Raw genomic sequence first — 25,246 nt, forward strand, 5'->3', positions numbered from 1 at the left:
GGCAAAAAGCTAGCAATTTATAAGCATAAAAAAGGCCATCTTAGTGATGGCCCTAATGCACCGCGAGTCATTAGTTTTGAGCTGGGTGTTCAAGTATGCTCATGACTTGTTCTAAATTAAAACTTGCAGCTTTTTGGCTCGGAGGAAATTCTTTAAACGTTTTCAAAAAGTTCGCCACGTAAGCCTGTGCTGGTACAAACAAATAGGCGCGATCAATCACCCAATCATAGTAAGTATTCGATGTTTGATCGGCAACTTCATAGGGATCCCTACGTAAGTTAAATAATTTAGGAAAACGTAATGTAACAAAAGGCTCAGCCCATATTTGCAATGTGCCAGTGATCCTTTGTTCCATGAACACCGCTTTCCAATCGTTATAACGTAATGCAGATAGGTCGCCATCATCGGTGAAGTAAAAGACTTCGTTTCGACGTCCTTTGTCTTCTTTTCCGGTAAGGTAAGGCAAAAAGTTATAACCGTCTAAATGGTTTTTAAAGGTTTTGCCATTGGCTTTATAGCCTTTGAGTAGTTGCTGTTTTATTTTATCGTTACCTGCAGCGGCGACAAAAGTAGGGAACCAGTCCATGTGATGCATGATTTCATTAGAAACTTGACCCGCTTTAATTTTTCCTGGCCATCTGACCATGGCAGGTACACGATAGGCGCCTTCCCAATTGGTATTTTTCTCACTTCTAAAAGGGGTTGTGGCGGCATCTGGCCAAGTATTTGCGTGGGGGCCATTATCGGTGGAATAAAATACTAGGGTGTTATCTTTTATGCCAAGTTGATCGACTTTATTCAATAGCTGTCCCACATGATTATCATGTTCAACCATACCATCGGCATAATTACTAATGCCTGATATGCCTTGATGTTCGGGTTTGACATGAGTGCGGAAATGCATTCGTGTCGCATTCCACCAGATAAAAAACGGCTTATTGGCCTTTACACTTTTTTCCATGAAAGTGATTGCAGCAGAGACCGTTTCATCATCAATGGTTTCCATGCGCTTTCTGGTTAAGGGGCCCGTATCGACAATATCACCATTAGCTGAGGATTTTATGACACCTCGTGGACCAAATTTTTTTCTAAATTTTGGATCTTTAGGGTAATCAACATTTTCAGGTTCTTCTTCTGCATTAAGGTGATATAAGTTACCGAAAAACTCATCAAAACCATGATTAGTCGGAAGAAACTCATCTTTATCACCTAAATGGTTTTTACCAAATTGCCCCGTTACATACCCTAAAGGTTTAAGGACTTCGGCAATAGTGGCATCTTTTGCTTGCAAGCCAATATCAGCGCCAGGTAAACCCACTTTACTGAGTCCTGTGCGCAACACTGTTTGTCCAGTAATAAAAGTGGAGCGCCCCGCTGTGCAAGATTGCTCTGCATAATAATCGGTGAACATCATGCCATCTTTAGCAATACTGTCTATGTTTGGGGTTTTATAACCGACTAGACCTAAACCATATGCACTGACATTTGTTTGGCCAATATCGTCTCCCCAGATCACGAGTATGTTGGGTTTGTCTGCTGCAAATAGCGATGTTGAAGCAAAACTCATTAAGATTAAGAGAGGGAAAGCACGCCATAGATAAAAGTGGGATCGCTTTGTGATCATGAATATATCCTTATTGGTTTCGAATGAGATAAGACGGCAAATTGATGTTGTATAGCACTTGAGTTCTATGAGTATAGAAATAAATTTAAGAATAAGTTTAAAGAAACAGAAACAAACCAGTGAAGGGAAATGAAATACTGGGTGATTTTTCGCTGAGCAATTGTAATTCATGTGTTTTCATGTGGATATTTAAATGTGGTTTTTTGGTTTTTTTTATGTTTTTTTTACAGGAGGGGTCAATAGATGGATTAATGTTGAGCAAAAGAAATTGAATATCAGTGTTTTTAACTTTACTTTCAAATCAATCCACATTTTTTTTATTCCTATAAGCGTGTTTAATAAAAAGGGTTGTCGATTATGAGTCATGTATTTCATCGAAATTTGCGTTCTCAATACCCAATTGCAGTAAAAGGTGAAGGTGTTTATCTCATCGATAGTGAAGGACAATATTACTTAGATGCCTGTGGTGGGGCGGCAGTTTCTTGCTTAGGGCATTCTGATCCTTCTGTTATTGCGGCATTAAAGTCACAGAGTGATAGTCTTTGTTATGCTCATAGTGGTTTTTTTACATCAGAGCCTATGGAGCAATTAGCAGACTTCCTAACCAAAAGAGCGCCAGAAGGCCTAGATTATGCGTATTTTGTTTCTGGTGGTTTTGAAGCGGTAGAAGCGGCCTTAAAACTTGCTCGTCAGTATTATATTGAAAAATTTTCAAGGCGTGAGAGAGATTTGTGATCGATATGGCATTTTGCTCATTTTAGGTGAGGTTATGTGCGGCATGGGGCGAACCGGAGAGTTATTTGCAGCAGAGCATGAGGGCATTAGCCCTGATTTATTGTGTATTGCAAAAGGTCTCGGGGCAGGGTATCAACCTATTGGTGCAACTCTTATTAGTGATACTATCTATCGCTGCATCGAACAAGGAAGCGGCTTTTTCCAACATGGTCATACTTATATCGGACATGCTATGGCTTGTGCAGGCGCATTAGCGGTACAAAAAACCATTGAGGAACGGCATTTGTTGGCACAAGTTCGTCGCCAAGGGGGGCGTTTATTTCAATCATTATTCCAGACATTTTTAGAACATCCCTATGTGGGAGATATACGAGGAAGAGGGCTTTTTATTGGAATGGAGCTGGTGGCAAATAAAGAATTGAAATTACCTTTCGATCCTCAATTAAAAATTCATGCTCGTATTAAACAGATTGCAATGCAAAATGGCTTAATGTGTTATCCCATGGGGGAACGGTTGATGGAAGAGTGGGGGATCACATTCTATTGGCGCCTCCTTTTATTATCGAAGAACAACATATTGATGAGATAACAAGGGTACTTAAAAATACATTATTTCAAGTGCTTAAAGAGTAGTTATTATTCATTATTTTGATAAAGTCAGCAATATCTCGTATGCAGTGAATAATAAGAATGACCATTTTTGTTTAAAGAATGATAAGAGGAATGGAATGAAGTCTCGATTAAGTATGCTAGAACAAGAAAACCTGAGTGCTGAACAATGTGCGATTTTACAGGATATTAAACGTGCAAGAGGGGATTTGAAAGGACCGTTTCTTGCTTGGATTCATAGTCCAGAGTTGGCTCAACACAGTCAAAAATTGGGGGCATTTTGTCGATATCATACAAAGCTTCCCCTACGCTTGTCAGAATTGGCTATTTTGGTCACTGCGGCTTGGTGGCAGTCACAAGCAGAGTGGCTTATTCATGCACCAATTGCGCTCGCAGAAGGATTAGATCCACAATTAGTAGAGGATATTAGGGTAGGAGCAATACCTTGCTTTAATACTGATGAAGAGCGACTTATTTATGAAGTGGGTCAATCTTTATACCAAAGAAAACGGATTGAACAGACATTGTATAAAGAAGCATCCGCTTATTTTGGCGAGTCAGTGCTTGTCGAACTTATTGGTATTTTCGGTTATTACAGTTATGTCGCAATGACGTTGAATTGTTTTGAAATGTTACCCTCTGATAGTGAACATATTGACTTACCTTTTTAAACTGTCTGAGCTTATCGCTGGTGGCCTAGCTTTATGTTAGATAGTATTTCTTTATTGGGTCATCAGCTTGAGAGAAATAACTTATTTTTGAAAAATATGTCAAAAAGTGAGCAATAAATCAATTCAGCTGAATGGTGCTTTATTGTCTATTCTTATGTCATTACACCATTTAAAGAATACCTAATTGCTAATGAATAACTATATTAAAATTCCTTATGCTAGCGCTATAGATGTTTTGGCGTTATTTGATCCCAGTGAAGAAATAATTGAATTAGCAGAAGCGCATCATGGCATTGATGATTTCGTTGAGCAAATGAGAGAGCGTCAATGGAATATAGAGTTGACTATGTTTTTTGCACATGCATTACCTTTAAGGGAGGCTATTTGGTGGGGATATCAATGCCTTTCTTCTCGTGATGATTGGGATCATGATGAGCATCATGCTATTTTATCGGCTAAATTGTGGGTTGAGAACCCCGATGAACATCACCGTCGACATGCAGAATTAATGATGAAAAATGTAGGGTTGGATGCAGCACCAGGCTGGATTGCACAAGCTGTTTTTTGGTCGGGGGGAAGTATTACTCCCAAAGGAGAGCCAAGTACTGAACCGCCATTATATTTGTATGCGAAAGCAGTTGCTGGAGCGGTTAATTTATGTGCGATATTGCCTGATGGTGAGCATAAAGAAGATCGTTTTGCTTACTACTGTAAAATGGCCTTAAATATTGCTCGAGGTGGAAATGGTATCGCGGAGGCGATAAAAGCCTAGAGAATAAACTGTAAGGGTCATATTACATTAAGACGGGCGTTACAAGCGGTATTAAAAATTTTATGACTCTATGAACAAGCAACAAAAACCACTGTATTTACATACAGTGGTTTTTGTTTTAATGTCTTTTGTTGTGTAAGCAAGCACAATAATGTTATTTCACTTCATACTTTACGTTAAACATAGTTTGTAAGTATCTGATTTTAATGTTTAATTTATTTTTATGAACATGGCTAACACCTTTGTATTTATGGTTATGAAGTTAAAGTGATCTTAAATATTGTATTAACACTTGTGTTATAAAATGGAATGAACAAAAACAACTGTATTTATATACAGTTGTTTTGTGTGGTGTAACCGAATTGCGGCTATTGCATTTAACGCCCCTCGTTTAGTACAAAATATCACTAGCAATAGCTCTTTGTACTAATGATTTAGGCGGTGAAATCAGGTTTTTTTGGGTTTATTTGCTCATAATATATTCTTAATGGTGGGGGGAGGTGTTTTATTTATAGTTCTTTTAGGTGTTAATCGAAATGGTGGTTTATACTCAAATGAGAATATGTGAAGTTGAGTAGTCAATTAAAAGGGAGTAGTTATGGCGATCTCTTTTCATGTCATTGTTGTACCAGATGCCGAAGCTTTAGGTAGCATGACTTTTATTCTTCCAGAAGAAGGAGGAAGCATAGGAAGAGGGCCGAGTAATAGTTTAATGCTGCCTGATGAGACAGAAACAATTTCATCCGTTCATGCATTAGTCCGTAAAGAAAATAATGAGTATATTTTGGAGGATATTAGCCAGTCTGGTGTTGTTATTAATGGTGCGGATAAACCTGTTGGTTATCAAAATGAAGCCCTCATAAGAGATGGTGACTTATTGGATCTTGGGGGGTATCGTTTATTAGTTTCTTGCTTTGATCCTCAATTAAGTGAAGCCAAACCTATTGAAAAAACCTTGGATCCTAAAGTTGAAGATCCTTTTAAAAATAAACTTGATGTTAAGGATAGACCTGTTGTTGACCGCTCAGATCTTCAGTCCTATAGGGATCCTTTTACTGAATTTGAAAAAGACAAGCTTGAAAAAGAGAAGTTTTCTACCAAAATTGTTAATGAAGAGCCTGAAGTTGGGATCATACATAATGAGGCTAATGATGTGGATCACAAAGTTCAAGTTGATCCTTTTATCGCACCCAATAAAAAACCTGTTTCAAATAACCGAAAAAGTGACATTGTGCCGCATTTCGATGAGATTGAAGCTGATCCTTTTAAAAGCCAGCTTGAATCGTCTGAATTTGTCTTTCAAGAAGATAATACCTATCAAGCGTTACATGGTATGGAAGTGATATCGACACAGGAGCTTATTCATGCTGCAGAGGAGAGTTCATTAACTGTAGGTAATCAAGTCCTTTCGTTTCCAAAGCCAACTGATAGTCAAATAAATTGTCAGCAAAATGGGGCTTATGTATCATCAACTCAAGCAGGAAATAATGAACAATTAAAAATGCAAATTGAGCGTGCTCTTGACCGTTTTATTGATGATTTTTCTCCGAATGCATTGGAGCGACTGTTTAATCATTACCATACTGGTGTATTTAAAGTAAAGAAACAAAATATGTGGACGCTATATCATAATTACTTCACCAGAATGCAGAATTCAAAAGAGTTCAGCGCTAAGTTTTGGGCTTACTTTCATGATAACTGATATATTGACTAAGCTTTGCCTGATAACAATGACTTGTTAACTTCGACCGTGGGATACAAGAAGCAGAAAATGATGATGACCATGCCTTTGAAGGTAATAGCGAGCAGATATGTAAACAGGCAAAGATCAGCTCGTTTTTTTTTGGTTAATATCACTACCTACATTCTAATTTGTTTTAAAAAAATAAAAGAAAAAGCCAGACATTGGAGAAAAGGTTATTTCTGTTTTTTTTGATAAAAGTGATAAAAGAAAGTCACTACTAGTAGCACTAATGCATTAATCATAAGTGTATAAGCGGGTATCAACACAGAGTTAAATGTACTGATTGCGCTGAGTAATAATAAAGGGGTCAATCCTCCAACGATCCCAATACCAATGTTATAGGCAAGTCCAATACCTGAATATCGAATATTAGTATTAAAGAGCTCAGACAAAATGACAGGGCTGTTACCCAAAGCTAAACCAACTAATAAGCTACTCATTAAAATAGCCAAAGGGAAAAGCTGTGTGTTGTCAATATAAATCATATAAATGGGGATAGGGAGCAATAAGCTTGCAGCGGCGAAAATAGCTAATACATAAAATCGATTCATTTTATCTGATATCCATCCCACTAAAAGGCAAGATAAGGAAGCCAATACTATTGAAATAGCATTCATCATGGAAGGGGCTGAATATAGGTTAGTCTTTTCGAGAATACTGGATAAATAGGTGGGTAAAAATATAAATAATATAGTAAGCGGCATCCCACTGCATGACATGAGAAGTACTGTGAAAATGAAAGTCCGTTTCTGTGTTTTGAATATCGCAATAAAGGGGAAACGCGTTTCTTGTAGCATAAAAGGTGAAAAGTTCGGAGTTTCTAGCAACTTTTTTCTTAGAAAATAGGCCATACACCCAAACACGCCACCGATAAAAAAAGGCAGCCTCCATGCCCAGTCTATGATAGTTTCTTGAGTATAAAAAACATGTAATCCTACTTGCATAAGCAGGCCAAGACTGATCCCTGAAAGTAAAAAGCAGAAAATCATTCCAACAGCTAAGCCTTTTTTCTGAGGTAAATATTCCGAGATATAGGTAATGGCGCCCGGTATTTCACCCCCAATTGATAATCCTTGTAATAAGCGAAGAAAAATGAGAAGAATGGGGGCTGCAATACCAATACTTTGATAGCTTGGCACAAAACCAATTAAAAAGGTCGACATTGCCATTATTAGAATAGAGGTAGTAAATGTACGTTTTCGTCCATATTTATCACCAAAATGCCCAAAGATGATCCCGCCCATCGGACGGGCTAAATAGCCAATGGCAAAAGTTGAGAAAGTTGCAAAGAGGGCGTTTATCTTGTTTTGATTTGGAAAAAAAATTTGTGCCAGCTCATTTGAAAATAATGCAAAAATCATGAAATCAAAAAACTCAAGTAATCCGCCTAAACTACACAATATTAAGACCTGAAAATGCGTGTTGTTCTTAGCCATATTAGCCATATGTTTCCCACTTATCTTTAAGTGTTCGTATACCAATTTTATTATATGAACATGATAAGTGTAGAGTATAGTCAACCAATCTATGGCATCTGGCATATATTGATATGAATAAAGTTGAGCAGTAGATAACAGCAGAACTTAAAAGGCGTTAAGTTCTGCTAATCGATAAAGCGGCGAGCTTGAGAGGTGGTATTATTTCGGTGTGTAAGTATTGACGATATCAATTCGCTCGCCAGCATATTGATCAAGATTAATGTGACCACTGTTGGATACATCGAGAAAATCAAAAGCTGGAAGCGAGGCTTCGGCAACATCACCTGATGCAACAACAGAATCATCTCGTTTTAGTGCAAGGAAATCGAATTGTTCTCTATCGATACCTTGTGATGGAGCAGTATTTTGCATGGCGGTAAAAATGGTTTCAATTCTGCCTGGATGATCTTTATCCCATTGCTTAAGCATATCTTTAACGGCTGCTCGTTTAAGGTTTTCTTGAGAGCCACATAGATTGCAAGGAATGATGGGAAAATCACTCAATTTAGCATACTCTGCGATGTCTTTTTCTCGGCAATAAGCTAAGGGGCGGATCACCATATTGGCTTTGTCATCAGATAATAGTTTAGGTGGCATAGCTTTCATTTTTCCGCCAAAAAACATATTTAAAAACAAAGTCTCAATAATATCGTCTCTGTGATGCCCAAGGGCAATTTTTGTGGCACCAATTTTTTGAGCAAAACCATATAAGGTGCCACGGCGTAAACGTGAGCATAAAGAGCAGGTTGTTTTACCTTCTGGAACTTTATCCATTACAATGGAATAGGTATCTTTTTCTAGAATATGGTAGGTGACGCCTAAAGTATCAAGGTACCGAGGCAACACCTCTTCAGGAAAGCCAGGTTGTTTTTGATCTAAATTGACTGCCACAATATTGAATTGGATGGGTGCTCGCTTTTGTAAATTCAGTAAAATGTCTAACATGGCATAACTGTCTTTTCCGCCTGACAGGCAGCACATAACCGTATCTCCGTCTTCAATCATAGCGTAATCGGCAATGGCATTACCCACTTCACGACGCAAACGCTTACGCAGTTTATTGATTCGAGTGATTTGCTTGGGGGATTTTTCTTCAGACATAAAACATACTTCATTACGGTCAATTTAAGGCGCATATTATTTCAGTTTACACCTTAAGGGTAAAGCGTAATGACTGCTTACTTTTGATTTTTCCTAAAGATGAGTAAGTTTATATAAAGTGAACTATTTTTAATTAGTGAAAAAGTCATTGTGCTTGTTTAAATCATGTTGTCGCGTTACTTTTTACCTCTTTTGATTATTAAGGTTTGTGTTTTGGTGTCTCAGTCTTGCTTTATTTTACCCCATATTCGGCCAAATGCCCGTTTGAGGCTATTTTGTTTTCCTTATGCCGGCGGCAGTGCTGCCATCTTTAAGCACTGGCAAAATGATTTACCCAATGATATCGAATTAGTGTATTTTCAGCCGCCTGGGCGATCGACACGTATTGATGAGCCACCAGCGGTGACAATGGAGCAGTTAATCAGTGAATTGATGAAAAATATGCATTTTATTACTGAAAAGCCTTATGCTTTTTTTGGTCATAGCTTAGGCAGTCGAGTGGCGTTTGAATTGGCTTTACAACTACAGGCACAGCGTCAACCTTTGCCTAAGGTGTTAATCGCCTCTGGCAGCCGAGCGCCTCATGTCTTGAGCCATAAACCCAATATCGCCCACCTTGAACAAGCTGAATTTGTGCATGAATTAAAGAAATTAAATGGTACTTCCAGTGCCGTGCTGCAGCATGAGGAGCTGATGTCATTCTTATATCCCATGCTTAAAGCCGATTTTTCGATTGCAGAATCTTATGTCGCTACTGGCGAAGCGATAAGGTGTCCAATACATGTTTTCAGTGGATGTGATGATGATATTAGTGAAGAGCAACTGCTTGCTTGGCAAGACTTAACAAGTAATAAGGCGACATTAACCTATCTTCAAGGCGATCATTTCTTTATTGATAAAGATCCACAAGCACTATTATCCCATGTAAACAAGATTATAATAGCATTACTTTGAATAGATGCTCATACATCTATATGCCACCAGCAATGAAAAAGCCCATTAAGAATGGGCTTTTCAACGTTATTGATTCCGTCAATAACGTCCATATTTATCTTAGTGGCTAATCATCCGCTAACGGTGAGCGGTAACCATCAGGCTTAATGGCTAATAAATCACAATTGAGGCTATCAATGACATGTTCTGCCGTATTACCAATCAGGGCTGCTGAAAAACCTGTTCGCCCAACTGTGCCTAATATGACTAATTCGGCATCAATTTGCTTAGCGATATCAGGGATCACATCTTCAGCTAACCCTTCCACAACATGACAACAATCCGTTGCGATGGCATGATGACTGGCAAGGGAGTGAATTCTTTGTTCATGTTGCATACGTAAGGTTTCTGTATAGGCGTAGCTGTCAAAATCAGGCAGTTCTATGGCAAGGTTGACGGGAGTGCCTGGATAGCCATTAACAAGATGAACTTGTGCATCAAATTGCGCAGCCAGTTGATTCGCATTTTCGATAATTTTATTGTTGAGTGCTTGGTGAGCATCATCTTCGGAGCCCACATTAACTGCGCATAAAATTTTCCCTTGGACTGGCCAATCATGATCTTTAACCAATAATACCGGAACAGGGGCCTTACGCATCAAATGCCAATCGGTAGGGGTGAAAATAACTGACTTGAATTTATCATGTTCATGAGTGCCTTTTACAATAAGATCATATTCTCCTTTGATGGCGTAAAGAATAATACTTTCAAAAGGACGATTATGCCAAACCACATTAGTGTTAATCGTGATGCCTTCTTTTTGATACTGAGTCAGTATGTTTTCCAACCAAGTTTTTCGCTGAGTTACTACTCCAGCCCTCATGGCTTCGCGCTCTTGATGAGAGACAATCGAAGTCATTTCGTATGAAAAATCATAAATAGAGAGAAATACAGTAATACTAGCTGAATTCGGGATAGCAAGTTCGACAGCTCTTGCCAGTGCGGCTTGATTATCCGTTTTGGGATCGATAACGACGAGAAGTTTTTTATATTCCGTCATGACATCATTCTCCTTATAAGCTGTGCCTTCATAGCGCGATTAAATAGGGTTTTAATGATATTACTGTAGATAAAGCAAAGCTTGATAGCCATTTTATTTATGCTTTATCTTATTTCTTGTCTATTTCTTGTCTTTTCCAGTCCAGCGAGTTTTTCGAGGGCATCAAAATCAACAATACTGATATCTTTTCCTTGCACTTGAAGTATATTGGCTTTTTGAAAGCGCCCTAGCAGTCGACTGATGGTTTCAACGGTTAATCCAAGGTAATTCCCAATATCACCTCTTGTCATCACCAAGCGATACGCTTTTTTAGAAAAACCACGCTCACTAAAACGTCTCGCCAGTTGATTTAAAAAAGTGGCCAAGCGTTCTTCGGCATTTTTCTTACTGAGCAATAAAATCATTTCTTGATCGCTTTGGATCTCATTACTCATTAAACGCATGACTTGTTGTCTCAGTTTAGGAAGCGTACCCGATAATGTATCTAAGGTTGAGTAGGGGATTTCACATATCATTGATGTTTCTAATGCCTGTGAAAAACTTTGATGAATGCCAGAATAAATGCTGTCGAAACCAATGACATCACCCGCAAGATGAAATCCTGTTATTTGTTCATCTCCTTGTTCTGTTATGGTATAACTTTTTAATGTACCTGAACGTAAGGCATATAAAGATTGTAATGGCTCTCCGGCTTTAATGATCTGTTCCCCTTTTTGAATGGGCTTTTTACGTTCAATAATATTATCAAGTAAATCGAGTTCTTGATGGTTTAAGCTAAAAGGAATACACAATTCTGCCATGCTACAGTCATGGCAATGTAGGGTTGAGGTCACTTTTCGGCAAGCTTGATTCGAGGCTATTTTCATTGACTAACATCCGTAAATTTCGTCTTTCGGCATTATCATCTCATATTAACCTACTTTTTATAAGGATAGTGTGATGTTGATCGCTTCAAAAATCAGCATGATAAAAAATAGCCCCCAAAGTTAAACAAAGATAGGCTCTTCAGTTACTTTAGGGAAATAAACTTTGATAGGCGTAAAGAATATGAAAGCAGGACAACTAATGAAGGTATTGTGCCAAAGCGATATATAAGGTTTGTGTACCAAATAAAATGAGGATAATACCGCTGAATTTGCGAACGGATTTTTTTTGAACCCAGAAACTGAGTTGTGTTGCGGCCATGCCCATGCTCAGTAAAGCGGGTAAGGTGCCGAGTCCAAAGGCTAACATAATGAGCCCACCTTCTAAGGCTGAGTTAGCTGCAACCGACCATGTTAATGTGCTGTACACTAATCCGCAGGGTAACCAGCCCCAAAGCAGTCCTGCCGCAATGGCTTGGCGAGGCGTCTCAACGGGAATAAATTTTTGTGCCATGGGGGCTAACCATCGCCAAACAAATTTGCCTATATGCTCAATTTGCATTACTCCAGCCCAAAACTGAGCAATATAAAGCCCAGTGGCAATCATCATAAAACCGGCGAGAACACGTAGAAATAGTAGGTAAGCGTCAATATTAAACAAGGTTCCTAAACCACTGGCAAAACCACCTACCATAGCGCCTGCAAGCGTATAGCTGCTTATTCGGCCGAGGTTATAATTGAGCACCAGTGATAATTGTTTGGCAAAGGGCATGTTCGGTTTGCGCTGTGCTAATCCTGTTATTGGGCGTGTGTCTTGTTGGCTAGATAGTGCACCGACAATCCCTGCACACATTCCAACACAATGTGCCGCACCCATGAGCCCGACAATGAAAGCACCCACTATGCCATACTCATTTATCAAGGGTTGTTCCTCTCAATATTGCCTGCTTTCCCTTGCTCTGAGTCTGCTTTAGTCGGTTCGTCATCAAATAATATCGATACGCTTTGCTTTTCGAGATCATCAAATTGATCGGAACGAACCGCCCAAAAGAAAACGCCTATTGCAATAATGACAAAAATAATTGCAATAGGGATTAACACATAAATAATACTCATACTTTAACCTTTAATAATCGCAAACTGTTAAAAACAACAATCAGAGAGCTGGCTGACATGCCAAGTGCTGCCACATAGGGGAGAAGGTGGCCCGATAAAGCAAGTGGAATAATGAGGACATTATAACCCAATGCCCAAAGTAAGTTTTGTTGAATAATGGCTTTGGTTTTTTTAGCCACCTTCATGGCGTCATTAAAGCGCGAAAGGTGATCGCCTAACAAAATCAAATCAGCATTGCTTTTGGTGATAGCGGCACCACTGCCCATCGCAATTGACATATTGGCGCCAGCTAATACGGGGGCATCATTGATCCCATCTCCAAACATGGCGACATGAGCGCCTTGCTGCAACTTGCGGATCAACTTTAATTTTTGCTCAGGCTTTAATCCCTGATGAACATTTGAAATATTTAATTTTTCTGCAAGTACCTTGACCTGTGGACCATTCGCGCCAGTGGCCATACTGACTTTACAACCAGAACGCTGTAATTGCTTGATGGTGTCGATGGCATCGACTCGAATGGTATCATTAAGAAGAATATTGGCTACAAGTTGGTTGTTTTCACTTAGCCAAATCATTTGTCCGGTTTTTAGGTTTTTTTCTTTCTGGCTAAACTCAGGACTGACCCCGATAAATTCAGCACTACCCAACCGATAATGTTTACCGTTAACAATACCAGAAATGCCTAGACCTACTTCATTTTGACATTGACTCGCGATAATGTTTTGTTGTTGAAAAGGCCTAAATGCTGAAGCAATTGGATGGAGTGAATGGGCTTCTAATGCCGCGGCTATGGTTAAAATATCTTCTTTGCTGTACAAGTTTTTAGTGTAAGAGGTTGTGGCTCCGTGCTCTTGATGCGCTAATTCTTGATTAACTAATGTCACTGAATCAATAGAAAAGGTACCACACGTTAAGGTGCCCGTTTTATCAAAGACAACATGTTCGATAAGCGGAAGTTTTTCCAATACATCATTTTGGCGACTAATGATCCCCATTCGTGTCAATATTGATGTGCTACAGGTAATCGCTGTTGGTGTGGCTAAAGCTAAGGCGCAAGGGCAGGTGGCCACCAATACAGAAAGCGTTATCCAAAACGCATCACTGGGTGAATAAAAATGCCAAAAAAAATAGCTCAGTCCAGCCAGTATTAATACAACTGCTGTGAAAGTATTTGAAAACTTGTCGGCATATAATGCGATTTTAGGCTTATTATGACTGGCCGCTTCTTGTAGACGAATAATATCGGCGACTAATTGGGCCTGGCCCACAGCGGTGACTTCAACATTTAAGGGGTGATCTATATTGATGGTACCGGCAAAAACAGTGCTCTGTTTTTTCTTGATAATAGGAAGGGGCTCACCCGTTAACATGGATTCGTTGACACTGCTGCTACCACTCAGTACTTTTCCATCTGCGGCAATCACTTCACCGGGTTTGACCAAAATAATATCACCTAGGGCTAATTTTTTTGCTGGAATTTCCGTAATCGTTTCACCGTTGACCTTATTGGCTGTCAGCGGGGTAAGTTTATGTAAATTACTGGCATTGACCGAGGCTTTTTGGCGAGCATTCTGTTCAAAGTATCGTCCAAGCAATAAGAAAAAAGTGAACATAGAAACGGATTCAAAATAGACTTCTCCGCTGCCATTGATGGTCTCAATACAACTGGCAATGTAAGCACCGCAGATGGCGATACTCACAGAAACATCCATATTGACTCGGCCCATGAGTAATGCGCGAATAGCACTGAAATAGAAAGGCTGAGCAGAATAAAAGACAACAGGGGCGGCAAATAGCATACTGACCCAGCGAAAATAGTCTCTAAATTCATGGTCTAAATCGGTAAAAAAGCCAGAGTAAAGGGCAAGGGCGAACATCATGACTTGCATAGTGGCAAAACCGGCTAGCCCTAAACGGAGTAAAAATTGCCGACTGTCTTTTTTGGTTTTGATTTCTTGCTCATCAATTTGAAAAGGATGGGCTTGATAACCAATATGGGTGATTTGGCTTAAAATATCACTTAATTTTAGCAGCTTCGGATCCCATACAATCAGTGCTCGCTCTGTGGTGGAATTGACTGAAACATTTTTAATACCAGGCAATTGTTTAAGTTTATGTTCGATAAGCCAAGTGCAGGCGGCACAAGTGATCCCCTCAATGGTTAAGGAGACTTGTTTAAATTGATTTTGTTGATAAACAAATTCTTCTTGTACTTCATTTAAATCATAAGCACTAAACTGAGTCAGTTCTGTTGGCACTAAGTGTTGCTGTGATGTACCCGACTGCGTTCTAAATTGATAATAATTTAACAGACCCGCATCAACAATGGCTTGGGATACCGCTTGGCAACCAAGACAGCACATGGCCTCATCGTTATTTTGTATACGGGTATATAACGGCTTACCTGATAATACGGCTTCACCACAGTGAAAACAGCGAGTCTGTGTCGTCATATTAATTCAACCAGTAGTCAGAATCATCAACTAAAGTTAAGCGTTTTTGAATGCGCCATGATTGATCATAACCTTCTAATCTCACTTCCCAGGGACCAGAAATATTTTGATTAAGTTCAATACGGTAGATGCCATTGGCGTCGGGAGTCACGATTTCACTGAAATCTTTTGAGGCGATAGTAGGGTGGAAAAAACCCACACTTAAGGCGGCTAAATATTCCTCGCCACCTTCTTGCTTAATTTCGACATATTCATCATCAAATCGAAGGGCATAATTCATTCCGAGTTGTTGAGCTTGCTTCATTTTACGTAAGTCTAAATTGATGGCTTTTCCTTCTTTATAATAATCATCCGACACTAAGGGATCTTTATTATCAATGGCAAGCATCAAGAGATTAATACTCGCGACAACGGCACATAAAGGTAAAATAATAAGAAACCAAGGCCAGAACTGCTTATACCAGGCTTGTGGTGATGACATGACACTATCCTTTTATAAATAACGTTAAAACAAAGATATAAATACTATAAATTCAAAATAAAATAACATATTGGAAATGAAGGCCGCTTAAAAAAAAGCCCTCAACGTTATGTCGAAGGCCTTATCCATTGGCGTCAATAGGACTGCGCTTTGATTACTCTTTATCGTCTTTATGTGACAAGCTGTAAACGTAAGCGGCGATCACATGCACCTTTTGCTTACCCAATACCTCTTTCCATGCTGGCATCACACCGGTTCGGCCGTGCTTGATGGTTTGTTCAATGGCACCTCGACTACCACCGTATAACCAAGCATTATCGGTCAGGTTAGGCGCTCCCATGAACTTATTACCAGAACCATCCATGCCGTGACAGGCAAAACAACCTTTCATGAATGAGCCTTGACCTTGTGCAGCCAATGCCGCGTCATGTTCACGACCCGATAGCTTCACCACATATTCAGTTAAGCCTTTAATTTCACTGTCTTCAATTGGCAGTCCACCTTTAGGGGGCATCATGCCATTTCGACCATTCATGATGCTGGTTTTAATCGTGGCTAAATCCCCACCATATAACCAAGAATCATCGGTCAAATTAGGAAAGCCTTTGCTGCCTCTGGCATCAGAACCGTGGCACATGGCACAGTTTTGTAAGAAAAGACGTCCACCGACTTTTAGCGCTTCTTTATTTTTGACTAACTCTTCAAGTGGCGTATCCGCATAAGCTTGAAAAATTGGGCCAAATTGTTCATCAGCATGCTTTACTTCTTGATCGTATTGTACCCAACGGCCTTCTTTTGCCGCTTGGATCACCGCCGCTTTTGACTCTTCAAGAGTGCGAACACTTTGGTTAGCGCTAGACCAGTTAAATAAGCCTTTATAATTTCCCATACCGGGATAAAGGATCAAATAAACAATACTGAATACAATCGTAATGTAGAACATATAACTCCACCATTTTGGTAGTGGATTATTAAGCTCTTCAATACCATCAAAAGAGTGGCCCATGGACTCACCTTCTTTCACGCCTGTAGTGTTTTTCGTACACACACGTAATAAGAAAATACAGCCTAAAATGACCACTGTTGTGAGTATAGATACCCACAAACTCCAGAAATTTGTCATTACATTCGCCATCACTTATGCTCCCCTGCATTTGTCGTTTGGCTGGGTTCACTTGTTGTTTCCTCATCAGAAAAAACAAGGTTAGCAGCATCGTCAAATGCCGCTTTTTGATGTGAACTGTATGCCCAAGCAAAGATGCCAACAAAGGTCAACAAAACAACCAGAGTAATTATCCCCTGTAATGTACCGTAATCCATTATTCGCTCCTTATTTCAATGCGTGTCCAAGGGATTGTAAATAAGCAACCAGAGCTTGTAGCTCTGTCTTACCTTCAACAGCTTGTTTTGCATTGGCAATTTCTTCATCGGTATACATATCATCGTTAGGGTGTAAGCTGCGTAAGATACTCATCTTCTTACCCGTTAATTCACCATCTAACGTATTTTCTGCAAGCCAAGGAAAGCCAGGCATATTTGACTGGGGTACCACAGCACGAGGATCGATTAAATGCACTTCATGCCATTTATCACTGTAACGACCTCCAACTCGAGCCAGATCGGGGCCTGTACGTTTAGAGCCCCATTGGAAAGGGTGATCCCAGACCGACTCTGCAGCAACAGAGTAATGTCCATAACGTTCAGTTTCAGCTCTAAGTGGACGGATCATTTGACTGTGGCAGTTATAACAACCTTCACGGACATAGATGTCACGACCTTCTATTTGCAAAGCAGTATAAGGGATTTGTCCGTCAAGCGGCTCAGTGGTATCTTTTTGAAATAACAGAGGTGTAATTTCGACCAGGCTACCAAAACTGATGGCTATCACAGTAAAAATACCTAATAAACCGATATTTTTCTCTACGAGTTCATGATTGAATTTCATCAAATCTCTCCTTAAACAGCTTTGGCTTCAGCCAAGGCGGGTAAAGAATCTTTAGGCGCCTTAACGGTTCGAATAACGTTATATGCCATGATGAGCATACCCGTTAAGAAGAAACAGCCGCCGATGAAACGCACGAAATAGAAGGGATAAGAAGCTTCTAAACTTTCAACAAAGCTGTAAGTGAGTGTGCCATCAGTATTTACTGCGCGCCACATTAAGCCTTGCATGACACCTGAAATCCACATGGAGACTATGTATAAAACGGTGCCAATAGTGGCTAACCAGAAATGCACATTGATTAAACTCGTGCTATACATACGGCCATGATTAAACAAAACAGGAATGAGGTGATAAAGCGAACCAATAGAGATCATTGCCACCCAACCTAATGCGCCAGAATGAACGTGTCCAATGGTCCAATCCGTATAATGCGATAGCGCGTTGACTGTTTTAATGGCCATCATCGGCCCTTCAAATGTCGACATGCCGTAGAAAGAGAGTGAAACGACTAAGAAACGAAGGATAGGATCGGTACGCAGCTTATGCCATGCACCTGACAAGGTCATGATACCGTTGATCATTCCTCCCCAAGAAGGGGCAAATAAAATCAGTGACATCACCATACCCAGTGACTGAGTCCAATCGGGTAGGGCGGTATAGTGAAGGTGATGCGGACCTGCCCAAATATACAAGGCAATTAATGCCCAAAAATGCACTATCGATAAACGATAAGAGTAAATGGGACGACCCGCTTGTTTAGGCACAAAATAATACATCATGCCTAAAAAGCCTGCTGTCAATAAGAAGCCAACGGCATTATGTCCATACCACCATTGTACCATGGCATCAACGGCACCACTGTATAAGGAATAGGATTTCCATAACGTTAGCGGCACTGCCATAGAGTTCACGATGTGAAGCACGGCAACCGTAATGATGAAGGCGCCAAAAAACCAGTTTGCAACATAAATATGCGAGGTTGTGCGTTTAACTACGGTGCCAAAGAAAACCGTCGCGTAGGCAATCCACACTATGGCGATGGCGATATCAATTGGCCATTCAAGTTCAGCATATTCTTTACCTTGAGTGAAACCCAAAGGTAAAGTGATGACTGCGGCGATAATGATTGCTTGCCATCCCCAAAACGTAAATGCAGCCAGTCTTGGCGCAAATAAGCGCGTTTGACAGGTACGTTGTACGATGTAGTAAGAGGTTGCAAATAACGCGGAGGTACCAAATGCAAAAATAACGGCATTGGTATGAAGTGGGCGGAGTCGACTATAAGTCAACCAAGGTGTTTCAAAGTTTAGCTGAGGCCAAATTAGCTGAGCTGCGATTAATACACCGACAGACATGCCAACAATTCCCCATAACACTGTGGTTAGGGCAAATTGTCTGACGACGGTGTAATTGTAATCAGCGCCTTTAGGCTGGGAATGGTTCATCATATTGCTTCCACTGCTTATTACTTATTATTTATTGTTAGAATAGAGACGAGCTCAATTCGGTAAAAAATGACAAAATTAACACTTAAAAGTTAATAAAAAGTTACAATTATGCCAGAGTGTAACCTAAGGTTTACAATTAGACCCTAGGGTGCGCTCATGATACTGTAGCCATGTTAAAAAAGATAGGAATTAGGGTGGTTTAAAAGTTGATCTGGATCAAGCTACTCAATAGAATGTTATTCATTTCGTCTATTGAGATGAAAAATAACAATTCAAGGTGTGAAATATTTTAATGAAGTTGGTTATTGTTACGGCAATTTGTGCTTTGTTATTGGCCTGTGGTCAAAAAGAAACCGATGTGGTGACCTACTCCCATGATCCTGATTTATGTCAATTTCATTCATCACCATGCCAAAAAAGTGTGGAGGATATTGCTTTAGCGGTTTCTTTGTCGCTAACTCGCCCAGATGCGCCCAGTGAAACGCCTTTTGCATTTCGAATATCTGCTAACAAAGCCGTTAAAAATATGACGATGCGTCTCGAAGGGAGAGATATGTTTATGGGTGTTATTCCCATAAGACTGAGCCAAATAAGTGATAAGCAGTACTCTGGTCAGTTATTATATGGAAGTTGCAGTAGTGGTTATATGGTTTGGAATGCTATTGTAACCTTTGATTATTTAGGTGAAAATCGTGAGCTTGTTTTTGCCATTTTAGCCGATAACACTGTTTGAGCCTCACTTATTGTGTTTGACTCCAATGACACAAGGTATCTTGAATATCTTCTAATTTATAAGGCTTAAATAAAATATCATCCATACCGGCTTGAAGACATTGTTCGCGCTCAGTGGATGTTGTTCCTGCGGTGAGGGCGATGATAGGTTTATTATAGCCTTGATGGCGTAGGGTTTCTGTTGCAGTAAAACCATCCATAACTGGCATGCGGCAATCCATTAAAATAATGTCAAAATTATTGAATTTAAGTTGCTCTAAAGCTTCCAGGCCATTATCGGCAAACTGAGGGGTGAGCTGAAGTTTTTTTAGCATCAAATTAATTATCATTTGATTTGTTTTGACATCTTCGACGACAAGAATTTTCATTCCTTTCAATGAGGTGTTTGTTGAACTTTTTTGATGATCTGCCTGCGCTTCTTTGCTAGCAGTTACTAAAGGGAGCTGGACACTAAAGGTGGATCCTTGACCGAACTGGCTTCTGACATGAATATCTCCCCCCATAAGTTGAGACAGCTTTTTGCAAATAGACAGTCCTAACCCTGTGCCTTCATGGGCTTTTTTACTGGATAAATCGATTTGGCTAAAAGGTTGAAATAATTTGTCGATATCACAGGCTTGAATGCCAGTCCCTGTATCAGTAACAGCAAAAATGAGCTGCTCTTCACGCCAATCAAATTCAACCTTAACACTGCCTTTTTCCGTGAACTTAATGGCGTTACCAATTAAATTGACACAGATCTGTTTGAGTCTATCGACGTCACCCATGAGATGAAGTGGAATGCTTTCACTACGATGGATAATAAATTTAAGTCCTTTATCTTCTGCGGAATGATTAAAAATGGTCAGCAAGAGATCGGCCACTTCTTGAACATTGAATACCCCTTCGATGAGTTCAAACATATTGGCATTCATTTTACTGTAGTCGAGCAAATCGTTAATAATATTCCTCAATAATTCACCTGAGCTGTTCAACGTTGTTAGTAGCTTTCTTTGATTATCTGCAAGTGAGGTGTCAGCCAATAACTCGGCGCTACCCAATAACCCATTTAATGGTGTTCTAAGCTCATGATTAATCATGGCTAAAAAGCTTTGTGTCGCTTTTTCTGATTCTTCAGCTTGTTTTCTTGCATTGACTTCTTCAATCAGCGTAATATGCCGAATAAAAACTGAGGTTAATAATTCACCAAATAGAGATAAATGTTTTTGTATTGGGTTAAGCCAGCTTTGATAAGTGATAGTGACACTGGGATCAATTTTTGCGGCAAAATAACAATTATCCAGGCCAGATAGAGAGACCCAAAATAAATTATTATGTTGATCCCAATAGCTATTATTTGAAGTCAATTCGTTAGGTAATGTCCACGTTTGAGTGCGTCCAGTCATATAAGTATGTTGAAAAAAAATGGTATCTTTATTCTGCAGTTTAATGTTGATGTGCATGCCACTAATGATGTCATGATCGGTCAGCTTATCAATAAATTCTTCGAGCAGTGTATTTGTGGGGGATTGCTTTAAAAAAAGTTGACTGAAATGTAACAACTGGCTATCCATTTTTGCTTTATAAGCCAGTAACATGGAGTCTTGATCTAATTTAGTTTGTACTGTATTTAATGATTCCTGTAACGCTAGATTAGCGTTATAGACTTCTAAACTTTTTGCTTCTAATAATTTTTCAGCCGCTTTTCTAGCGGCTTTTTCTCGAGCCAGTTTTTTAGTCAGTAATGCATTATTTTTTTCAAGATCCATGTTAATGCTTTATTGCCGAGTAATAGTAAAACGCACGTGAGAGCCAATGTCATCGACTGGAACCATATCGATATTAACGTCTTCATTAAAATGCGCAGCGCAGCCTTTCATTAGCCCTAAACAAACATGTCCCATGCACCTAGGAGAAAGATAATCCATGATCAATTGTTCAGGTGTAACAGAAACAAATTCAAAAGTGGGCAAGGTTGAGTCTGGATAGAGTTTTTTCACTTCGACATGAATGAAAGATTCTACATGTTGAATAAAATCAAGGGTGTTAGTGATATTGTCAGTGTCTATAGGCAGGCTCTCTTTTAAGGCTGAAAACGCTTTTTCACCAAAGACTTCCTGTAGGGTTTCAATGGGGACTTTGGTAAGCTTGCTTAAAATGACGATCATTTTGACTAACTTTTTATGATCATAGCTACCAACACTGGTATATATTCCGTCATCATCAGCCTGTTCTAGCATTTCTTCACAGATGTCAACACCAAATGCTTCTTCTACAACCTCAAAAAACTCTGTAAAAATGAGTCCTTTCATATTATCTTCCTTAACAAGGATGCTGAACGATAAACGCTTTAGCTAAGTATTGTTGGCAAAAGAAAAAACGTCAACACACAATGACTGAAAGGTGTACTAAGACCATTAAAGTTTAGTCAAGTTAAAACGGACGTGAGAGCCTGAATCATCCATTAACTGTAGGGTGATTTTGATTTTTTCCTCAAAATACTGGGCACATCCCTTTAATAAACCAAAGCAGATATACCCCATGCAGCGAGGCGAATGGTAATCCATGATGAGTTGATTTTCTGAGATAAAAATAAAATTAAAGGTAGGCATTGTGGAATTAGGATACAATTTCTGTGCTTCATGGTGAATGTAGGTTTCCACATGAATAACGAAATCAATGGTATTACTTATGCTACCAATTTTAATGGGAAGGCTGGTTAGCAGTGGTAAAAAGACCTGTTGACCTATGAGCTCTAATAAATCTTGAGAAGAAATCCTCGTGAGCCGACTCAGTGAGTTAATCATGTTGAATAACCTATGATGAGAATAGCTTCCGGTTTTAACAAATTGGCCATCTTCATTCGCCTCTTCTTTCATTGCCTCAAAGAGTTCAAGACCGAAATTGCTTTTAATGACGTTTATCAGTTCAATAAAAATAATGCCTGTCATATTGTCCTTTACCATCAATAGTCAATGTTTCCCCTTTGACTTCAGGGGAGTTTAAATAAGTATTATGCCTCTCATTGGGGAGATCAATAAATATATGCTTAGATGGTATTTTGTGCTGAAATTGACCTTCAATTGCTTGTTAGTTAACCTTCTGTTTTTTATATGGAAAAAACCTAGCGTAATGGATGGTAAAACTATGACTTTGTTGTTTTAAATTCTATAATACACGTTATTCTTTTTAAATTTAATGAGCAATACAGCCTATGGAATTACCACCTGTTATGCCTCTTTTCGATAGCCATGATTTTTTATTATTGGGTAACGCTATTGTTAATCAGCATATCACTCAAGTTTCTTTACACGACGTACAAGATGCGGGGATTTTAGTTGAACATGCCAGCGATTGGTTATATGAGCAGAAATATAATGAAAATAATTATAAGGCCTACCGCAGTGAATTAACCACCTATTTTCATTGGTGTTTTGATGTAATAAAACAATCCCCAACACTGATTGGGCGAAGAGAAATCAGTCAATATGTTGAATATTGTCAGCATCCGCCTGAAACCTTAATTGCTTATTATAATGTCGCACAATTTAAGGAGGCAGGGGAGAGGGGGCGTGTTCCTAATGCTCAATGGCGGCCTTTTTTAGGTAAGAAAAAAATGGGTGAAATTCAACCTTATCAGTTAAGTGATAATGCCTTAAAAACCAAATTAGCTGTTTTATCTTCATTTTATGGTTATTTAATGAGTGAAGATTATTGTGAACGTAATCCAGCACAAGCTTGGCTCAATAAAAGTCGATTTGCCTCAAAGAAGAAATATCAACGGGATCCAGAAGACATATCACAGTTAGCCTTTACAGAATTACAATGGTCCTATGTGATTTCAACAGTGGAAACATTGGCACTTGATAAACCTGAAATATACCAAAGAAGTTTGTTTTTAATCAAACTCATTTATTCTTGTTATTTACGTATTTCAGAAGTGGCCGCAAGGGCAGGGTATTCGCCGATGATGAGCCAGTTTCAACAAGATAGGCAAACAGGGATCTGGAGCTTTTTTATTCCTCAAAGTAAAGGGGGTAAACAAAGAAATGTCGCAATATCTCATGCATTATTAAATGCGCTAGTGAATTACCGTCAGTATTTGGGGTTAAGCGATTATCCCAGTCCCCGTGAAACGCACCCACTGTTTATTCGACATAAGGCGGCCGGAAGAGGGCGAGATAGCGGGGTGTTAAGTGCCAACCTAGGTATTCGGCACTTACGTGATGAAGTGCAACATATTATTAATTTGGCTGCCGATAAGGCTGAACGTGAAGGTTTTAATGATGATGCAGCCGATATGCGCACGTTAACTGTGCATAATATTCGCCATACTGGGATCACTCACGATATTAATTTAAATCATCGGCCTTTATCCCATGTACAGGCTGATGCGGGTCATGAAAGTATTGATACGACATCTCAATACTTACATACTTCTAAGACTGAACGTCATCAAAGTGCTGCAAATAAACCACTCAATCATTTAGAAGGTATTGAGTAAGATTCTGCCCATTTTAGCGTGATGTGTTAATGCCGATAATGATACTTATCGGCATTAAACTTTAAATTTGATTATTAACCAATATATCCGCTATTTTTTTGATACTTTCAATGCAAGTTAAAAAGATACTACATTAATGATTGGTGTTTTCCACAAAAAAGAGGACAATTTAATTTTCTATTTTTTAAGGATTTAAGAGTTTAAGGATGAAAATTAAGGAACGAATGCCGTCAATCTATCTATCTGATTATTAAGCAATATGATGTTGGCTGTTTTGCCGATTTAGACTAACCAATTAGACTCATAAACCCTTCAAACTCAGTTCATCTTCATCAATTAATCTTGAAGGTAATCCATGAATTATGGAGTTCTGTGAGTCTTAAAGATATTCTTAGCCGTTTTCGCATCAGTAGCATTGAAAAAACCATTATCTTTAAGTTGGTTAACTATATCTTTGAACATCCATTTTTCTTTCATTTAAACTTATTTTTTTTATCTTCAATAATGTGAGACTGTATTGCTTTTGGTAACGACATGTCATGATGAGTAATATAATAAATAACCAGTTGTCGTACGCATAATTCAAGTAATTCAAGTAATTCAAGTAATTCAAGTAATTCAAGGAAGCTGGTAGCTGAGATACCTAATGTAATACATGTCATTAATTCTCTGGTGTAATATCTTACCGTTCCAGAAGGATCATTAAGTTGTTCAAATTTAATCCAGTCCTTTGTCTCGAATTGATCTTTGTATGTTCTAACATGAGTGGTTTTATTCATAGCCATTAGTATTCACCAATCAAGGTACCATATCATTATATAGGATCTACATTTCTCTGATTTATCTGTTAAGGCAAGTTAAAGATGTCACATTAGGGAGCAAAGTAGATATGTCACACAAGTCGTATACCTGTTTAACCCCTTGTTAAACTCGCCTTAAACTCCACATCCTGCATAAACACGGCATTAATACATCTTGCTTGTGCCTTTCTACTA

25 protein-coding genes are annotated in these 25,246 nt (G+C 39.0%); 8 read left to right on the forward strand and 17 right to left on the reverse strand.

Annotated elements, in window-relative coordinates; all coding sequences use genetic code 11:
• Positions 1 to 70 precede the first annotated feature (70 nt).
• The gene (locus tag Q0791_RS09365) at positions 71 to 1,567 is read right to left on the reverse strand and encodes an arylsulfatase (protein ID WP_299005303.1); all 1,497 of its coding nucleotides are present in this window, start codon (positions 1,565 to 1,567) and stop codon (positions 71 to 73) included.
• 414 nt (positions 1,568 to 1,981) lie between these two features.
• On the opposite strand from Q0791_RS09365, the gene Q0791_RS09370 reads away from it, so the two are divergent.
• From Q0791_RS09370 to Q0791_RS09390, 5 genes are all read left to right on the forward strand, one after another.
• The gene (locus tag Q0791_RS09370; RefSeq protein WP_299005243.1) at positions 1,982 to 2,359 is read left to right on the forward strand and encodes an aminotransferase class III-fold pyridoxal phosphate-dependent enzyme; all 378 of its coding nucleotides are present in this window, start codon (positions 1,982 to 1,984) and stop codon (positions 2,357 to 2,359) included.
• Entirely contained in the window at positions 2,325 to 2,948 is a 624-nt protein-coding gene (locus tag Q0791_RS09375) for an aminotransferase class III-fold pyridoxal phosphate-dependent enzyme (RefSeq protein WP_299005245.1), read from the forward strand. The genes Q0791_RS09370 and Q0791_RS09375 overlap by 35 nt, the downstream gene beginning before the upstream one ends.
• Before the next feature lie 139 nt (positions 2,949 to 3,087).
• Positions 3,088 to 3,639, forward strand: a complete 552-nt coding sequence (locus Q0791_RS09380; RefSeq protein WP_299005247.1) for a hypothetical protein — start codon at positions 3,088 to 3,090, stop codon at positions 3,637 to 3,639.
• A 190-nt stretch (positions 3,640 to 3,829) separates the two neighbouring features.
• Positions 3,830 to 4,411, forward strand: a complete 582-nt coding sequence (locus tag Q0791_RS09385; RefSeq protein WP_299005249.1) for a Twin-arginine translocation pathway signal — start codon at positions 3,830 to 3,832, stop codon at positions 4,409 to 4,411.
• Between the two features lie 598 nt (positions 4,412 to 5,009).
• Positions 5,010 to 6,113 (forward strand): FHA domain-containing protein, encoded by a 1,104-nt coding sequence (locus tag Q0791_RS09390; RefSeq protein WP_299005252.1) that lies wholly within the window; start codon positions 5,010 to 5,012, stop codon positions 6,111 to 6,113.
• A gap of 215 nt (positions 6,114 to 6,328) precedes the next feature.
• On the opposite strand, the gene Q0791_RS09395 is transcribed toward Q0791_RS09390, so the two are convergent.
• Both Q0791_RS09395 and ttcA read right to left on the reverse strand, forming a co-directional pair.
• Positions 6,329 to 7,600, reverse strand: a complete 1,272-nt coding sequence (locus tag Q0791_RS09395; RefSeq protein ID WP_299005254.1) for an MFS transporter — start codon at positions 7,598 to 7,600, stop codon at positions 6,329 to 6,331.
• Between the two features lie 192 nt (positions 7,601 to 7,792).
• A complete protein-coding gene (gene ttcA, locus Q0791_RS09400; RefSeq protein WP_299005256.1) occupies positions 7,793 to 8,734 on the reverse strand; it encodes a tRNA 2-thiocytidine(32) synthetase TtcA in 942 nt (313 codons plus the stop codon).
• Positions 8,735 to 8,950: 216 nt separating this feature from the next.
• Between ttcA and Q0791_RS09405 the strand changes: the two genes are divergently transcribed.
• Positions 8,951 to 9,688 carry a thioesterase domain-containing protein gene (locus Q0791_RS09405; RefSeq protein ID WP_299005259.1) on the forward strand — a complete coding sequence of 246 codons (738 nt, stop codon included), beginning with the start codon at positions 8,951 to 8,953 and terminating at the stop codon, positions 9,686 to 9,688.
• A 106-nt stretch (positions 9,689 to 9,794) separates the two neighbouring features.
• On the opposite strand, the gene uspE is transcribed toward Q0791_RS09405, so the two are convergent.
• The 10 genes from uspE to ccoN form a co-directional block, all read right to left on the reverse strand.
• Positions 9,795 to 10,727 carry a universal stress protein UspE gene (gene uspE / locus Q0791_RS09410; protein WP_299005262.1) on the reverse strand — a complete coding sequence of 311 codons (933 nt, stop codon included), beginning with the start codon at positions 10,725 to 10,727 and terminating at the stop codon, positions 9,795 to 9,797.
• 104 nt (positions 10,728 to 10,831) lie between these two features.
• Positions 10,832 to 11,593: an FNR family transcription factor gene (locus tag Q0791_RS09415; RefSeq protein WP_299005264.1), complete on the reverse strand. Its 762-nt coding sequence runs from the start codon at positions 11,591 to 11,593 to the stop codon at positions 10,832 to 10,834.
• Positions 11,594 to 11,789: 196 nt separating this feature from the next.
• Complete coding sequence (locus tag Q0791_RS09420; protein ID WP_299005306.1) at positions 11,790 to 12,509, reverse strand: sulfite exporter TauE/SafE family protein; 720 nt, start codon at positions 12,507 to 12,509, stop codon at positions 11,790 to 11,792.
• Complete coding sequence (gene ccoS / locus Q0791_RS09425) at positions 12,509 to 12,706, reverse strand: cbb3-type cytochrome oxidase assembly protein CcoS (protein ID WP_299005265.1); 198 nt, start codon at positions 12,704 to 12,706, stop codon at positions 12,509 to 12,511. Before ccoS ends, Q0791_RS09420 begins: the two co-directional genes overlap by 1 nt.
• Positions 12,703 to 15,162, reverse strand: coding sequence for a heavy metal translocating P-type ATPase (locus tag Q0791_RS09430; RefSeq protein WP_299005268.1), 2,460 nt, complete (start codon positions 15,160 to 15,162; stop codon positions 12,703 to 12,705). Before Q0791_RS09430 ends, ccoS begins: the two co-directional genes overlap by 4 nt.
• A 1-nt stretch (position 15,163) precedes the next feature.
• Positions 15,164 to 15,643 carry a FixH family protein gene (locus Q0791_RS09435; protein WP_299005271.1) on the reverse strand — a complete coding sequence of 160 codons (480 nt, stop codon included), beginning with the start codon at positions 15,641 to 15,643 and terminating at the stop codon, positions 15,164 to 15,166.
• A 154-nt stretch (positions 15,644 to 15,797) separates the two neighbouring features.
• On the reverse strand, positions 15,798 to 16,766 hold the full coding sequence (gene ccoP / locus Q0791_RS09440; RefSeq protein WP_299005274.1) for a cytochrome-c oxidase, cbb3-type subunit III: 969 nt from the start codon (positions 16,764 to 16,766) through the stop codon (positions 15,798 to 15,800).
• A gap of 11 nt (positions 16,767 to 16,777) precedes the next feature.
• Positions 16,778 to 16,963 carry a cbb3-type cytochrome c oxidase subunit 3 gene (locus tag Q0791_RS09445; RefSeq protein ID WP_299005275.1) on the reverse strand — a complete coding sequence of 62 codons (186 nt, stop codon included), beginning with the start codon at positions 16,961 to 16,963 and terminating at the stop codon, positions 16,778 to 16,780.
• 10 nt (positions 16,964 to 16,973) lie between these two features.
• Positions 16,974 to 17,588, reverse strand: coding sequence for a cytochrome-c oxidase, cbb3-type subunit II (ccoO, locus tag Q0791_RS09450; RefSeq protein WP_299005279.1), 615 nt, complete (start codon positions 17,586 to 17,588; stop codon positions 16,974 to 16,976).
• Between the two features lie 11 nt (positions 17,589 to 17,599).
• Positions 17,600 to 19,036 (reverse strand): cytochrome-c oxidase, cbb3-type subunit I, encoded by a 1,437-nt coding sequence (gene ccoN, locus Q0791_RS09455; RefSeq protein WP_299005281.1) that lies wholly within the window; start codon positions 19,034 to 19,036, stop codon positions 17,600 to 17,602.
• Positions 19,037 to 19,328: 292 nt separating this feature from the next.
• Here ccoN and Q0791_RS09460 point away from each other — a divergent pair, with 292 nt between their 5' ends.
• Positions 19,329 to 19,769 carry a hypothetical protein gene (locus tag Q0791_RS09460; RefSeq protein WP_299005284.1) on the forward strand — a complete coding sequence of 147 codons (441 nt, stop codon included), beginning with the start codon at positions 19,329 to 19,331 and terminating at the stop codon, positions 19,767 to 19,769.
• Between the two features lie 7 nt (positions 19,770 to 19,776).
• Here the strand turns inward: Q0791_RS09460 and Q0791_RS09465 are convergent, their stop codons facing one another.
• The 3 genes from Q0791_RS09465 to Q0791_RS09475 form a co-directional block, all read right to left on the reverse strand.
• Positions 19,777 to 21,516 carry an ATP-binding protein gene (locus Q0791_RS09465; RefSeq protein ID WP_299005289.1) on the reverse strand — a complete coding sequence of 580 codons (1,740 nt, stop codon included), beginning with the start codon at positions 21,514 to 21,516 and terminating at the stop codon, positions 19,777 to 19,779.
• Positions 21,517 to 21,525: 9 nt separating this feature from the next.
• Positions 21,526 to 22,059 carry a heme NO-binding domain-containing protein gene (locus Q0791_RS09470; RefSeq protein WP_299005292.1) on the reverse strand — a complete coding sequence of 178 codons (534 nt, stop codon included), beginning with the start codon at positions 22,057 to 22,059 and terminating at the stop codon, positions 21,526 to 21,528.
• Between the two features lie 105 nt (positions 22,060 to 22,164).
• Positions 22,165 to 22,698 carry a heme NO-binding domain-containing protein gene (locus Q0791_RS09475; protein WP_299005295.1) on the reverse strand — a complete coding sequence of 178 codons (534 nt, stop codon included), beginning with the start codon at positions 22,696 to 22,698 and terminating at the stop codon, positions 22,165 to 22,167.
• A gap of 263 nt (positions 22,699 to 22,961) precedes the next feature.
• On the opposite strand from Q0791_RS09475, the gene Q0791_RS09480 reads away from it, so the two are divergent.
• Complete coding sequence (locus tag Q0791_RS09480) at positions 22,962 to 24,251, forward strand: site-specific integrase (protein WP_299005298.1); 1,290 nt, start codon at positions 22,962 to 22,964, stop codon at positions 24,249 to 24,251.
• 473 nt (positions 24,252 to 24,724) lie between these two features.
• On the opposite strand, the gene Q0791_RS09485 is transcribed toward Q0791_RS09480, so the two are convergent.
• Positions 24,725 to 25,036: a hypothetical protein gene (locus tag Q0791_RS09485; RefSeq protein ID WP_299005300.1), complete on the reverse strand. Its 312-nt coding sequence runs from the start codon at positions 25,034 to 25,036 to the stop codon at positions 24,725 to 24,727.
• Positions 25,037 to 25,246 lie beyond the last annotated feature (210 nt).

The organism is uncultured Shewanella sp., assembly GCF_947495455.1.
Classification (GTDB): domain Bacteria; phylum Pseudomonadota; class Gammaproteobacteria; order Enterobacterales; family Shewanellaceae; genus Shewanella.

Bases quoted from the DNA above. Each gene is read 5' to 3' on its own strand.
- Q0791_RS09365 (WP_299005303.1), bottom strand. From the start codon at position 1,567: ATGAGTTTTGCTTCAACATCGCTATTTGCAGCAGACAAACCCAACATA.
- Q0791_RS09370 (WP_299005243.1), top strand. From the start codon at position 1,982: ATGAGTCATGTATTTCATCGAAATTTGCGTTCTCAATACCCAATTGCA.
- Q0791_RS09380 (WP_299005247.1), top strand. From the start codon at position 3,088: ATGAAGTCTCGATTAAGTATGCTAGAACAAGAAAACCTGAGTGCTGAA.
- Q0791_RS09385 (WP_299005249.1), top strand. From the start codon at position 3,830: ATGAATAACTATATTAAAATTCCTTATGCTAGCGCTATAGATGTTTTG.
- Q0791_RS09390 (WP_299005252.1), top strand. From the start codon at position 5,010: ATGGCGATCTCTTTTCATGTCATTGTTGTACCAGATGCCGAAGCTTTA.
- Q0791_RS09395 (WP_299005254.1), bottom strand. From the start codon at position 7,600: ATGGCTAATATGGCTAAGAACAACACGCATTTTCAGGTCTTAATATTG.
- ttcA (WP_299005256.1), bottom strand. From the start codon at position 8,734: ATGTCTGAAGAAAAATCCCCCAAGCAAATCACTCGAATCAATAAACTG.
- uspE (WP_299005262.1), bottom strand. From the start codon at position 10,727: ATGACGGAATATAAAAAACTTCTCGTCGTTATCGATCCCAAAACGGAT.
- Q0791_RS09415 (WP_299005264.1), bottom strand. From the start codon at position 11,593: ATGAAAATAGCCTCGAATCAAGCTTGCCGAAAAGTGACCTCAACCCTA.
- ccoS (WP_299005265.1), bottom strand. From the start codon at position 12,706: ATGAGTATTATTTATGTGTTAATCCCTATTGCAATTATTTTTGTCATT.
- Q0791_RS09430 (WP_299005268.1), bottom strand. From the start codon at position 15,162: ATGACGACACAGACTCGCTGTTTTCACTGTGGTGAAGCCGTATTATCA.
- Q0791_RS09435 (WP_299005271.1), bottom strand. From the start codon at position 15,643: ATGTCATCACCACAAGCCTGGTATAAGCAGTTCTGGCCTTGGTTTCTT.
- ccoP (WP_299005274.1), bottom strand. From the start codon at position 16,766: ATGACAAATTTCTGGAGTTTGTGGGTATCTATACTCACAACAGTGGTC.
- Q0791_RS09445 (WP_299005275.1), bottom strand. From the start codon at position 16,963: ATGGATTACGGTACATTACAGGGGATAATTACTCTGGTTGTTTTGTTG.
- ccoO (WP_299005279.1), bottom strand. From the start codon at position 17,588: ATGAAATTCAATCATGAACTCGTAGAGAAAAATATCGGTTTATTAGGT.
- ccoN (WP_299005281.1), bottom strand. From the start codon at position 19,036: ATGATGAACCATTCCCAGCCTAAAGGCGCTGATTACAATTACACCGTC.
- Q0791_RS09460 (WP_299005284.1), top strand. From the start codon at position 19,329: ATGAAGTTGGTTATTGTTACGGCAATTTGTGCTTTGTTATTGGCCTGT.
- Q0791_RS09465 (WP_299005289.1), bottom strand. From the start codon at position 21,516: ATGGATCTTGAAAAAAATAATGCATTACTGACTAAAAAACTGGCTCGA.
- Q0791_RS09470 (WP_299005292.1), bottom strand. From the start codon at position 22,059: ATGAAAGGACTCATTTTTACAGAGTTTTTTGAGGTTGTAGAAGAAGCA.
- Q0791_RS09475 (WP_299005295.1), bottom strand. From the start codon at position 22,698: ATGACAGGCATTATTTTTATTGAACTGATAAACGTCATTAAAAGCAAT.
- Q0791_RS09480 (WP_299005298.1), top strand. From the start codon at position 22,962: ATGGAATTACCACCTGTTATGCCTCTTTTCGATAGCCATGATTTTTTA.
- Q0791_RS09485 (WP_299005300.1), bottom strand. From the start codon at position 25,036: ATGGCTATGAATAAAACCACTCATGTTAGAACATACAAAGATCAATTC.